The organism is Pseudomonas sp. FW300-N2F2 (assembly GCF_017351655.1).
In the GTDB taxonomy this organism is placed as follows: domain Bacteria; phylum Pseudomonadota; class Gammaproteobacteria; order Pseudomonadales; family Pseudomonadaceae; genus Aquipseudomonas; species Aquipseudomonas fluorescens_AA.
On the sequence record NZ_JACNDQ010000001.1, the window covers coordinates 2,218,284 to 2,230,578 of the forward strand.

A 12,295-nucleotide genomic window follows, 5' to 3' on the forward strand; every position below is an offset into this window, starting at 1 on the left:
GGCCAGGCTTGGCGATCTCAAGACACTCGTCGATGGCGTCTTTTGTGCCAGTAACTGCGCAACTGAGCTGGTAGTTGCCGTGATTCAAATTGCAGGCTCCATGCAAGGTACCTGGTGATGCGATCTTCCATCTCGCTTTGCAGGCTGTTGTCTTCGGTGATTTCGCCCAGGTCTAGCCCTGCTGTGCCAAGTGCAGTGATAGCCAAGGTAAGCAAGCGGTCATCTGACCCCAGGCGGTCGATGTAAGTCAGCAGTGCGCCTGACCGATCATCTTCCTGGAGCTTCTGGGTGCTTGGATAACACCGAAACAGGTCTTCGATCACAGTGGCCCAGGTATCAAAAGGGTCTGAGCAGACGTGGGCGTGGAAGGCGGCTTCGAAGACCGCCGACCACAGTTCGGTCATCTGCGCCGTAAGGGCAGGCGGGGCGTCCGGGCTCGTGCCTTTGCGAATCATGGCAATGCCCACACCTGCGAGGAACAGGCTTGGGACGCCGAAGTCCTTCCTGATGGACTGCTCCAGCCGATCACGTCTGAGCATCGAGGCGAAACGGTTGAATGCGACTCTCCATCTATCGGTTACAGACTCTTTATCGCTCAGATAGAGATCGGCGACCAACGTATGCTGCCAACTGTATTTGTACCCAGTCGATGAACCGAACTGGCTCCGGGCCGCAACCAGAAGACTCTCGAACGCCTCGCGTAAGTCCGCTGCGACGGGCATCTTCTTGTGCAGTATTAATGCAATGAAGAAGTGAAAGTAGGCGCGCTCGTCTTCCTTGTCAGCCAGCGTGATCAGTTTGAGATCCTGGAGCCCGATTTTCAGTGGTTGTACTGGAGGCAGGATCAGCGTTGTCGCTGGAAACTCATGGTTCGCCAATTGGGCAATGCATTCATCGATGAGCGTGTCCACATATCTGGAGGCCCAGACCCGGTGAAGCGGCTTCAGCAGGTGTACCAGCCAGTTCACGCAGAGGTAATAACCGTCGGCGCGGGCAAGGAGCACCGACAGAATTGCACGAACCTTGATTCTGATTTCGTCGAGATCTGCCGTAGGCTCCGTGTTTCCTGGTGGATTGCCCAGATCCTGCAGGTATCGGAAGGCAACCTCAAGCAGTAGCGGAGCCATCATGTTTCGGTTCCAGTCGCCTTCGTCATTCCGGACGTTCGGGGCACTTTTCAGCAACGCAAGCAGATGCTCGAAATCGTAACGGATGTCATATGTGTAGAGCATGTCCGATGCAAGCGTCGGAACAGTGAGCTTTTCGGCCATTTGCAGGAAGCGTTTTGCATCGGCATGGCGGGCAGCCATCAAAAGAGAAAGTACTTCTGAGCCCAGATAGCTCATTCCCCAGGCATGCAGATGCCAGAGTTCATGAATGTCTGTTTCCTGATGCCATCCCTTGAGCAGGTCCATCCGATGTTTGTGACGGACGTGCTCCGGATCCTCATAGAGCTGATTCTCATAGGCGATGAGTGATTCCAAGGCATCCCACAGCTGATGATCCGTAGACGCAAGAGCATCCTGGGTCGCTTCGGTGAAGCCGATGATGAGTAGATAGTCGTGTCTGGCCAGCAATGCCACTGGCACGATATCGGTAGCGAACTGCGCGCGTGCAAGGAGTGCGTCTCCCAGGGCAAGGCCGATGATCAGGGCTTCGCCACGCTCTGCGTCATTCGTCATAAGAGCCTGCAACACGGTGTAAATCCCATGCTTCGACTGCTCTGGCAGGTCTAGATTATCGAGTGCTTGTCGGTGCAGCAGGCTGTGATCGCGGAGCTTCTCAGGAATGTCTTCGGTGTCACCATTGAGGTTGGCGAGAAACTGGCTCAGCAGTTCGGCAATGGCGTCTCGTGCACAGGGTACCCAGGATTGTTCACAGAGTGCGCGTGCCAGTTCATCCTCCTGGATACATCGATTGACGTAATAGTCAGTTTCAGCAATGCGTGGATCAATCATGGCATTTTCTCCGCTTCAACGACCATTTCCGCTGTTTGGCTGGCAGGCCTCGAAGCAGACGGTTTGGCACTCGAAGAAGGGCCAGGCATACCAAGCGACCCACGTTTGAGCTTGCGTGCCCAACGGAGCAGTTTGACGAACTTTGAGCAGGGGGCAGACTCGCGCGTCGCCAAGCGATGCTGCACCCAGTCATCCAAGGTTTTGGTCCGGGCCGGGTCATGCAGGACCAGGCTGATCTTGTCGATGACCGGCTCAGGTGCCGGGAGCTTAATCATCATGCCGGCACGTTCGCCGAGCGAGTTCAGTGAGTTGCCGGTGAACCAGACATCGTTGTCGATTACCAGAAACCGGTCGTGCACCGTTGGCATAGCACCCGTCATCACGCGCACTTTGATGTGCGTCATGTCAACTTGGGATATGTTCAACAGCATGGCCTCACCGGCTTCCTTGTCCTTGTAGTGCTCATCAGGCTTGGCCATTGCGGTACTCGCGCCGGTGAGGATTGTCACTTCGGTGTTCAAATAGGCCGTGGCAGCAGCGAAACTGAAAAGCTCCGCCGTGGCGAAGTATGGGTCGATGATCCATACACGATGTTTGGCCTCACCGATCAGTTGACGAACGAAGCTTGTGGCCTCTTCTTGGTTGCGATGCAGCCACTTTTGTCCCTGGCTTTCGGCTACCAATGTTCGCCGGCGGTCATATTGTCCCTTGCGCAGTCTCGCCGGTATACCGTTAGCGCGAGCGGCTTTGCCCACAACACGTTCCGAAACCCGCTCGCGGATCGCAACGTTGAACGAGAGGCCTTCCTTGCCGGGGACTTGAATCGCTTTTTGGGTACCGATGACCTCAAGACCGAAATTCATCTGTGTGCAGTAGCTACGGTCTTTTTTCCACACCAACACACCCCTTACCGGGCAACGAATGAACAGCTCGAATTTCTCAGCTGTCCCTGCATGGGGTATTTCGAGGTACGAGCCCTCGGCAATGACAGTTTGTATGGCGCTTATCCCCGTAGGCCGATGCTCCAGCATCATGACTTCCAGGCCTCTGACCGAATGATTATGTCTCGGCGACAGTCGCAGTACGGTTTTTTCCACGCCCTGTTCATCGACATGGAGTCTGATCTGCAGATCACGCAAGACGGGATTCGGCAATAACAGGTGTACCGAGCCAAATTGTTCAGGATGACGCAGGAAATCGATACCCAGTTCGCTGCACAGCCACGAGACTGCTGCCGGCTCGATGTCGCAGAGCTGAGATATCATGGGCGGGCAGTGGTGGGGCATCAGGTGGTGCACGCGGAGTGCTCCTTCTACGTCACTGACCGCGACGAAGTCTTCCGTGGTCACTAGATGTGGCCATGACGGTTCGGGGAACAGGTTCTCGTGCAGCAGTCGGTAACGTTGCTCATCGCCCATCAGCAATTGTACTTCACCACTGAGACAGTCGTGATACCAGGCCTGCGCCTGCTTGGCTGTTACGACATAGCGGCGACGCACCAATCGGCTGCCGCTCTTCAATTTTTTGACCGGGTAGCTGGTCGACGGTTCTTCGGCTGGCGCACCAAGCTCGGCAGGGAAAAACTGTGCAGATGCGAATACCAGGTAGCAGGCGTTGTTATGAAACAGGCACGCCATGTCGACGACGGCATATTGATAATCGTCGTCGAGGATGGTCGCATTTGGGGTGGTGATTGACATCTGGTCCTGCCTTCCTGATGGATCCTATGCCTGATAGGGGCTAGGTGATGCATATATGCCATCGGTCTGGTAGAAGCAAGCAAATGCAGCATCACGGCAGGGAAGGCTCGGCGCGGCAGTTCAACGCTGTAGAGCGTACTCTTCAACAAGACGCCATAGCAGCCTGCCCATTGGGAGCCGGTAAATATCGCTATGAGCACCGCCGCCAGAGCCGGGGGAGTTGAACTGGGTGATGCCTTCAGAGGCGTCGATAAAACTAATCTTGCCTGGGTTGGTGGGCGACATCGAGCAGTCTTTGCCATCGGCCTTGCACAGGCTGAAGCTGCCTCCAGGTGTTGCAGATGTATCACTGGCTTTCAGGCATTCGAAGGTTGCTGTCATTGCCGGGTCAGGGGTGTCACAGGCCAGTTTCCAAGAGCTGATCGAGCCTGAAGGGTCGTACCAGACCACCATTCGCCCGCCTGCGGCACCATCGTATTTCGAGGCAGTCAGTGCAATATGGGTCGTGCTCAACTTGCCAAAGTCGCGATAAGGCGCACCTTCAATCCCTTTACCCACTATGAAACGGTTGATGCTCACCGCACCTTGCAAACCCACCGCCAGATCCACCCTACTGACGGGGACTGTTTGACTGGGCTTGAGCGCTGGCGAGCTGAACAATGCGCGGGTCATGGCTCGGGCTCCGAAGCTGTGGCCGATAGCGACTACTTTGGCCTTGCTTCCCGATGCATCGAGCGCGTCGGGCACGGTTTCGTTGATGAGTTTGTTAAGCCACGACAGGCCGATTTCGTCGGCGTCGTTAGCCTTGTTGCCATAGCTGAAAAAATTAGTGAAGGAATTGGACCAAAATGACGGCCACGTTACGCCAATCACCAGCGGGCGGAACTGACTGTTTACGATATTCAAGGACTTGGGGCGAGTCGCCTGATCATCTAGTCGAGCGTTTTGCGCTTCTTGCGCGGCAGCCATCATGTTCCCGGTAATATCGTTGATGTTGCGAATAGCCTCATCCTGAGCAGTGTTCCAGCCCATCACCACGATGAGTACGTGGGTATAGCGAGAGCTGCGCAGATCCTGAGTCAGGTTCCTTTCCAATGCATCGAGAGCCTTTGAGCTTTCGCCGTACAGATCAGTGAGCGCCGGATTGGTCACTTCCAGATTCTGGGCGGTCTGGCAGGCATGCCAGTCATTGATTTTCTTGAGATCGTAGTCTTTGCGTATTCCTGCCAGAGCATCGGCTGCATAGGCGTTGTAGACAAAGCAGTGAGTTTTGGCCAGATAGGGGTCACCCTCCACGCTGTCGTCCTGCAATACTCCGTTTTGGAGAATATGCGAGACGAACATGGCCTTGCTGTCGAATGTCTGGAATCGCTCGATGTGATGGGCCGTGTTATATCGAGTGTCTTCCTCCCCCTTGAAGTACGCCGCCTCGGAATGAATAAAGCGCACGTTATCGTTAAACTTCGGTCCGCCTATTATCTTTTGTGGGCTTTTCTCCAGCGCTACCACGTAGCCAGGGAAGTGCAGCGCGGTGCCAGAAGGGAAGTAGAGCATGCTGTGAAATTTCACCGCGTCGCTGCTATCCAGCGATAGCGCGTCCTCATACGGGGCCATGACTCGCTCGGTCGAAATGCATCCACTTATCAGGACGGGCAATACTGCTGCGGCAAAAACGGGCACTCCAGATCGCCAAATCTTATGCATCATTTTTCTCCCTGAGCCGCCGAGCGCGGCGCGATGTCAAAATGATTGTAGTCAGCCTTTTCAGCTCTGGTGGCGCGCTTCAGGATTTGTCTGAAAAAGTTTGTCGATGGGCACAGCCCCATCTTTCAGGTAGCGCGTCAGTGCTATCCAGCGTTTAAGACTGTAATCCAATCACGCCAAGCCATGATAAAAACTAGCAATGTTACCAGTATTAAACACAGCCAGAACGCAAAGGTTATTTTTGTTCTGTATTTGTTCTTTGTTTTCTCGCTATGGAAATGTTCCCAGCCTTTTGCATGTTGATTGCTTTGTGAAACTTCTATTTCTATTTTCTTTATGTAGGTGCTAAGGCGTTGTAAATGTTGGCCAACATTAAAGCTACGTAAAGCACTGAACAGCGAGACCAGTATCGGAATGCTCCACGCCAAATATGAAAATGGGATGGCCAACTTTGCAGTTACAAGCCAGGAATAAATGGCGGCAATGGCAAGTATTGCATTCCGTTCCAGGGAGGCTAATTCGGCGACAGCCGCTTCCACTTCTTTGCGAAGTGTTAGATATTCTTCTTTAAGAAAGTCTGGCGTATCCATTTCAACTCCCGTTTAACTGATATCAGGCGACATGCCCTGTAGCGATGGCGTGTCGTATAAGGTTCCTTGTCACCCTATAAGTCCTTGTCTTTGGGCAAGCACCTCTCTAAGACCGAGTACAAAACTGCAAACAATGCTGTTTCAAGGTTTTTTAACCACCCATCTCAACGCCACGTGTCCACGATTATTGCCATAACAGTTCCAAGCATCATTGGCATACGCATACAAATACCCCGAGCGCTTTGGCACATAGCTGCATCCCTTGCCGATCTTGAAACTCTCGGGCTTGATCAAATAACCCTTGGCATCCACGCCGTCGCCGTTTGTGATCGCGCCCATTAGGCAGAACCAGGGGTACTGTTCGTGACGTTTAGTAAAGCGGAAATTGGCATCACTGTTTTTGAAGAGCCTGCCGTACCAGGATTCCACCTGCCCCAACGCACTGGCTACCAAGTGTGCAACTTCCGCTGGCTGGAAGTTGCCGTCATCGGTGCCGTCGGGGCCGCAGCTGATGGCGCTGTCCAGCCATTCGCCGGATGCACTGAAGGTGTAGCTCACGCCCGCTTCCAGCCATAGACCCGTTTCGTTCCAAGGCGAACGTGCCGAGATATCCAGCGACACCGGCGGTTTCGGTGCGATGAGGCGCGACTGTCGATAGGGGTATTGGGTTATAGGCGGATCGTCTTGGCGTTTCAGCGCGGAGTCGTGAAAGCGATCAGGTTGTGCGACGAGGTTGGCGATGCTACGCGGCTGGGTTGGCAGCAGGCTGAAAACGCCGTCACAGGAGTCATGCATCATGTCGTGGTAATCAGGTTTGATCTGATTGATCGCGTTATTGAACTGTAGCCCACACGAGGACGCTTCTTCGATCATCCACTGCAAGGCGCCATCTGCCAGGCCGTTTTCGTGATAGCCACCACCAACGTCTGAATGCACCCCTGGAAACCACAACTGCTTCATGTCTTGGTCGGTTGGCACTTCGGTCCATAAAGTTGGCTGGAACGTCGCTCTACGTTCATCCATGGCCACTGCGTGTCGAGCGGTCTTTACCGAGTTATGCAAAGTCGTATCGTGGAAGGTGTAACGGTTGCGGTCGTCGAGCAAGTTGAGCAAAGCCATATCGTCCGGAATACCTAATGCACCAACGGTATCCCACACACCAAGGAAGCGGATCGGAATGCTGGCGCTCGTCTTGTTGTGAAACTTCCAACCCAAGTCATCCCAGTCTGCACGGTCTTCAAGTTTGCGTCGGTAGCCACGTTTCAATAATTGATCTATTCGCCTCCAAACTTCGGCAGGTTCTAAATCAGCGATCTTCAACAACCCACAACTGGTGATGAAACCGCACAGGCTTCGCACCGTATATGCGCCGCGACTGAAGCCGAACAGATAGATGTCGGCGTCTGTTTTGTAATTGTAGCATAGTTTCTGATAGGCACTTTTTATATTGTCATCCAATCCGGCTCCGGTGCCGCCACCAATCGCCTTGTCCCACCACTTGCCGGAGGTCCCCACGCCTGGGTGGTAGTACTTTTCTTGAGGAGTCCCTTTGGCATCGGTTGCTGCAACGGCGTTGTGCAGTCTGACCACGTTGGTGGGGGCTGGTACGCCTTTGTCGAGCTGGTCAGGTGTATTCCAAGTACCATCGCAGCAAATTACGATGTTGGCCATAGCAGGGTCCTCGCTTCAGTGGTTAGTGAAGTCAAAACCAGTTCGGTAAGTGCGTCAAGTATGGAAACGGGGAAAAAGCTATATGCCTAATTTAAAAAAAGTTTTTTATTATTTGCTGGCGGAGTGTTACGTAGTTGAAACACAGTTCACTCAACAGATTTTGTTTCGAACATTGGAATATGACACGCTCATAAAAAATGGGGGCTATTTACTTTTCCCGAGTCTTCAGGGTTGTCAAATGAGTTTCATCTGATTTCGTACAGAGCCTGAGACTACTCAGATATTTTTATAACGATAAATACGTGTTTTTTATTTGTTGATGCCTTTTGATTATTTGTGACTCTAGATCAGAGGCAGATAGACCGGGGAAAGCGGGCCTAAGCTAATTCCAAAAAGATATTTATTTTTGCTTTTTAAGATCGATTAGCTTTATTCAGCAAGAGGCGCCGTGCCGCACGCGCAGCGTTTTTTTGCTTCAGGCTAACCGTGTTCGGGTCATGGCCTGGGGCTCAGCCAATTTCCTATTCTGGGGCGAGCGCCTTGATCGCCTCCCAGGGTACGCTTGCCCGGAGCTCCTGTGACGCTTATTCAAACCTCTTTGGCAACTGCCTGGATCGATTCATCTCAACGGCCTGCGCAACCCGCCAGCGATCAAGCAAATGAGGGCGATGTTGTGCTCGAACTGCGAGACGTCACCAAAGCCTATTTGCGCAAAGGCTCTCCAGTGCTGCCGGCCGTGAGCAATGTCAGCTTGAAGGTGCGTCGTGGGGAGGTTCTGTGCCTGATGGGGACATCCGGAAGTGGCAAGTCTACGTTGCTGCGGCATATCAATCGCTTGATCGAACCCACGAGTGGCGAGGTCTTGATCGAAGGGCAGGCCATAAGCGGTTTGAGCCACAAGGCATTGCGCGAATTGAGATCGCAGCGCATCGGGATGGTGTTTCAACATTTCGGCCTGTTGCCTCACCGTACGGTGCTGGACAACGTAGCGTTGCCCCTCGAGCTGCGGGGCGAACCCGAGTTGGTTCGTCATTCGGCGGCAACCCTGCAGTTGCAGGCGGTAGGCCTGGAGGGTTGGGGCGAGCATTATCCCCATGAACTGTCCGGTGGCATGCAGCAACGGGTTGGCCTGGCGCGGGCATTGGTGACAGATCCGGACATCCTGCTGATGGACGAGCCATTCAGTGCGCTGGACCCGACCATCCGGCGAGATCTGCAAAGTCATTTTTTGGCCTTGGTGCGTGAGCGCGGCATCAGCACATTGCTGGTCACCCACGACCCGGCGGAAGCCGTACGTCTTGCTGACAGAATTGCGGTTCTGCGTCGCGGCCGCCTGGTGCAATTGGGCACTCCCAAACAGTTGATCGAGCAGCCGGTTGACGACGACGTTGGGGACTTTTTCCGGGATTTCACCCCGACCCCTTCACCGTTGCGCAGCGTCGACAGCGTTCCGCTCCAGGCCCCCGAATCTGCTCCTCGCGAGCAGTCCGCCAGCCCTGGCTCGCGTGGCTGGCAAGCCCTGCTGCTGGGGCCGGCAGCGCTGGCTGCGCGGGGCAAGGGCGGTCTTTTCTGGCTTGGCTTCGCTGCTGAGCTTGCAGCGCTGGCGGTTGCTGGCCAAGGCATTGTCAGTCAGTCATGGCTAGCGATTCTGGCGGCTGTGAGTGTGTTCGCGGCCAGTCGCTTTACTGCGTTCTCGTTGAGCCGCCAGCCTGTGCGGCGCAACGTATCGGGTTGGGGGCTGCCGTTGGTTGTACTGCTGGTCAGTCAGGCATTGGTGATCTGGCGGGTGTTTACGCCTGATACCACCCACGTACTGTTGCAGTTCCCGGCCAATCGCCAGGCGCTGCTGCTGGCGGCACAGAGCATTGATGAATTCATCGGCTGGTCGCAGGTGACGTTCGAGAGCGCCTTCGTTGGCGTGATCGTTGCCGTTCGTACTGTCATTGAAGGTGTCGAGAACCTGTTGGGCTGGTTGCCCTGGTCAGTTTCGGCAGTGGCCCTGGTGTTTCTGGCGTGGCGTTCGGCCGGCTTGGCGCTGGCGCTGAGCAGCAGCGCTGCCTTGGTGTACATCGGGGTGTTCGGTTTTTGGGAGCGAACCATCGCGACGTTGGCGCTGGTCGGCTCGTCGGTGTTGATTGCCCTGGCCATCGGTGTACCAACCGGCATTCTGCTGGCGAAGCGCCCGCTTGTACGGCGTCTGATCACACCCTTGCTGGATGTCATGCAAACCCTGCCAACGTTCGTGTACCTGATTCCTGCGGTGGCGTTCTTCTCTGTCGGCAAGACTCCCGCGGTGATCGCGACCGTGATCTTCGCCCTGGCGCCGATGATTCGCCTGACGTCGCTGGGTATCCAGGAAGTCCCGAAGGATGCCGTCGAAGCGGCGGTTGCCCATGGGGCCAGCCCTTGGCAAACCCTGATCAAGGTGCAACTGCCCCTGGCTCGCCGCTCGCTACTGCTGGGGATCAATCAAACCATCGTCATGAGCCTATCTATGGTCGTGGTGGCCGCCCTGATCGGTGCTGGCGGTCTGGGTTATGACGTCATGACGGCGTTGCGCAACATCAAGGGGGGCGAGGGGGTTCTGGCGGGTGTGGCGATCGTCCTGTGCGCACTGATCCCTGATCGAATCATTCAATCGAGCTTGCGCAAGCAAGATCATTTGCACAACTGAACAATGAGGCTAATCGTGAAGAAACACCTATTCCGCAACCTGGGCGCTGCTGCGCTGCTGGCCTCAGTGATCCTTCCTGCCGCCGTCATGGCCAAGGACAAGATAGTCATCGGCGAGCAGAACTGGACAGGGGCTATCGCCATTCAGCATATCCTCGGCGAGGTGATTAATACTCGCCTGGATGGCGATGTGTCGTATCTGGCAGGGGATGTCGCAGTACTGTTCAGTGCCGCGGCGAAAGGCGATGGCTCGGTGGATGTGCTGACGGACATCTGGCTGCCCAATCAATCGGCCGCTTGGGCCAAGTACGTGACTGGCGGCACCCGGTCATTGGTGCCGAACACTCACCCGTATGCGGGTGAACAAGGGTTTTACATTCCCGGTTATCTGCAGGATAAGTACGGGGTCAAATCCATCTATGATCTGAAAAAACCGGAAGTGGCCAAGCTCTTCGAACCACTGGGCGGCGGCAAGGCTGAACTGCTGGTAGGGCCGGCGGGCTGGGAGTCGACTTACATCGGCCAGATCAAGGCCAAGGATTACGGGTTTGCCGATAAATTCGAGTCGGTGTCCACCGAAGCCTCGGTGACCTACGCCAAACTCGCCTCGGCTTACAAGGCGCAACGTGGCGTGGTGTTCTATGCCTACACCCCGGACTGGATCTTTTCGGCCTTTGACCTGCGTCGCCTGGAGGAGCCGGCATTCGACGGTTACGCCCAGGACAATAAAAAAGATGACCCGCTTTACAAGGCTGATGGCTGCTGGAAATTCATCAGTCCGACCGTCGACCCGGACTGGCTGAACAAGAGTCAGATCACCTGCGCCTTCCCGGATGCCAAGGTGCATGTCCTGGCGTCCACTGCCTTGCAGAAACGCGCACCTAAAATTGCCGAGTTCCTGCGCAATGTTGCTATCGATCCGGCGCAACTCAATGACCTGATCCTGAAGATCGAAAAGGAAAAACAGCCGGCTGACGTCGCGGCCAAGGCGTGGGTACAGGCGAACAGCGCCATCGTCGATCAATGGCTCGCCGCCTCGGCGCCGAAAGTGAGCGCGATCCAATGAGCCAGGCGTCCTTGCGTTTGCTCGATGGCGGCATGGGTCGCGAATTGCAGCGTATCGGGGCACCGTTTCGCCAGCCGGAATGGTCGGCCCTCGCGTTGATCGAGGCGCCTGACTATGTGCTGCAGGCTCATCAGGCATTTATTGAGGCCGGTGCGCGAATCGTCACCACGAACAGCTACGCGGTGGTGCCGTTTCACATCGGCGATGAGCGCTTTGCCGAGCAGGGCCGTGCGCTGGCCGAACGGGCCGGACGCCTGGCTCGTCAGGCGGCGGCCGGCAGCACCGAGCCGGTCACGGTGGCCGGCTCCCTGCCTCCCGCCCTGGGGTCGTATCGACCTGACTTGTTTGATCATCAACGTTCGGTCGTGATCCATCGCGAGCTCATCGCCGGATTGCAGGCGCACGTTGATGTGTGGCTGGCGGAAACCCAGAGTTCCATCGCTGAAGTCCGGGCAGTCGTCGAGGCGCTTGGCGCAGAATCGAAACCGCTTTGGCTGTCGTTCACACTGCTTGATGAAGCCGGCGAGCCACCGCGATTGCGTTCCTCGGAGTCAGTCGCCCAGGCGGTACACGTAGCGGTCGAATTGGGGGCGAGGGCGGTGCTGTTCAATTGCAGCCAGCCGGAAGTCATGGCGGCGGCGCTGGCGGTGGCGCGGGATGTCCTTCTGCGCCTCGATCAAAGCATCGAGCTGGGGGTTTACGCAAACGCATTTCCGCCTGTCAGCACAGAGGCAAAGGCCAACAGCACGCTGCTGGAGATTCGCCGCGACCTGGGCCCTGAATCCTACCTGCACTGGTCCAGAACCTGGGTAGCGGCGGGTGCCAGTATTGTCGGTGGATGCTGCGGTATCGGGCCTGAACATATTGCGCAGTTGCATGAGCATCTGCTGCCAAACGAAGAGGTTGTCGGTGCATGATCGATTTTCGCCAAGA

At 55.7% G+C, this 12,295-nt stretch carries 8 protein-coding genes; 3 read left to right on the forward strand and 5 right to left on the reverse strand.

From position 1 onward, the window contains the following. Nucleotides 1-17 precede the first annotated feature (17 nt). The 5 genes from J4E63_RS09860 to J4E63_RS09880 form a co-directional block, all read right to left on the reverse strand. The gene (locus J4E63_RS09860) at nt 18-1,958 is read right to left on the reverse strand and encodes a hypothetical protein (protein WP_207281780.1); all 1,941 of its coding nucleotides are present in this window, start codon (nt 1,956-1,958) and stop codon (nt 18-20) included. Further along, on the reverse strand, nt 1,955-3,658 hold the full coding sequence (locus J4E63_RS09865) for a VPA1262 family N-terminal domain-containing protein (protein WP_207281781.1): 1,704 nt from the start codon (nt 3,656-3,658) through the stop codon (nt 1,955-1,957). Before J4E63_RS09865 ends, J4E63_RS09860 begins: the two co-directional genes overlap by 4 nt. Nucleotides 3,659-3,778: 120 nt before the next feature. Next, on the reverse strand, nt 3,779-5,272 hold the full coding sequence (locus J4E63_RS09870) for an alpha/beta hydrolase (protein ID WP_259333682.1): 1,494 nt from the start codon (nt 5,270-5,272) through the stop codon (nt 3,779-3,781). Nucleotides 5,273-5,505: 233 nt separating this feature from the next. After that, nucleotides 5,506-5,952, reverse strand: a complete 447-nt coding sequence (locus J4E63_RS09875; protein WP_207281783.1) for a hypothetical protein — start codon at nt 5,950-5,952, stop codon at nt 5,506-5,508. 141 nt (nt 5,953-6,093) lie between these two features. Beyond that, nucleotides 6,094-7,623 (reverse strand): DUF2235 domain-containing protein, encoded by a 1,530-nt coding sequence (locus J4E63_RS09880; RefSeq protein WP_207281784.1) that lies wholly within the window; start codon nt 7,621-7,623, stop codon nt 6,094-6,096. Between the two features lie 673 nt (nt 7,624-8,296). On the opposite strand from J4E63_RS09880, the gene J4E63_RS09885 reads away from it, so the two are divergent. Genes J4E63_RS09885 through J4E63_RS09895 form a run of 3 tightly spaced genes read left to right on the forward strand, consistent with a single transcriptional unit; the run spans nt 8,297 to nt 12,279 of the window. Next, complete coding sequence (locus tag J4E63_RS09885; protein ID WP_310650698.1) at nt 8,297-10,297, forward strand: ATP-binding cassette domain-containing protein; 2,001 nt, start codon at nt 8,297-8,299, stop codon at nt 10,295-10,297. 3 nt (nt 10,298-10,300) lie between these two features. Next, nucleotides 10,301-11,362 carry a glycine betaine ABC transporter substrate-binding protein gene (locus J4E63_RS09890; protein WP_207281786.1) on the forward strand — a complete coding sequence of 354 codons (1,062 nt, stop codon included), beginning with the start codon at nt 10,301-10,303 and terminating at the stop codon, nt 11,360-11,362. Next, a complete protein-coding gene (locus J4E63_RS09895) occupies nt 11,359-12,279 on the forward strand; it encodes a homocysteine S-methyltransferase family protein (protein ID WP_207281787.1) in 921 nt (306 codons plus the stop codon). Before J4E63_RS09890 ends, J4E63_RS09895 begins: the two co-directional genes overlap by 4 nt. Nucleotides 12,280-12,295 lie beyond the last annotated feature (16 nt).

Coding starts and splice junctions, on each gene's coding strand:
- J4E63_RS09875 (WP_207281783.1), bottom strand. CDS start 5,952: ATGGATACGCCAGACTTTCTTAAAGAAGAATATCTAACACTTCGCAAA.
- J4E63_RS09870 (WP_259333682.1), bottom strand. CDS start 5,272: ATGGCCCCGTATGAGGACGCGCTATCGCTGGATAGCAGCGACGCGGTG.
- J4E63_RS09890 (WP_207281786.1), top strand. CDS start 10,301: ATGAGGCTAATCGTGAAGAAACACCTATTCCGCAACCTGGGCGCTGCT.
- J4E63_RS09860 (WP_207281780.1), bottom strand. CDS start 1,958: ATGATTGATCCACGCATTGCTGAAACTGACTATTACGTCAATCGATGT.
- J4E63_RS09880 (WP_207281784.1), bottom strand. CDS start 7,623: ATGGCCAACATCGTAATTTGCTGCGATGGTACTTGGAATACACCTGAC.
- J4E63_RS09895 (WP_207281787.1), top strand. CDS start 11,359: ATGAGCCAGGCGTCCTTGCGTTTGCTCGATGGCGGCATGGGTCGCGAA.
- J4E63_RS09865 (WP_207281781.1), bottom strand. CDS start 3,658: ATGTCAATCACCACCCCAAATGCGACCATCCTCGACGACGATTATCAA.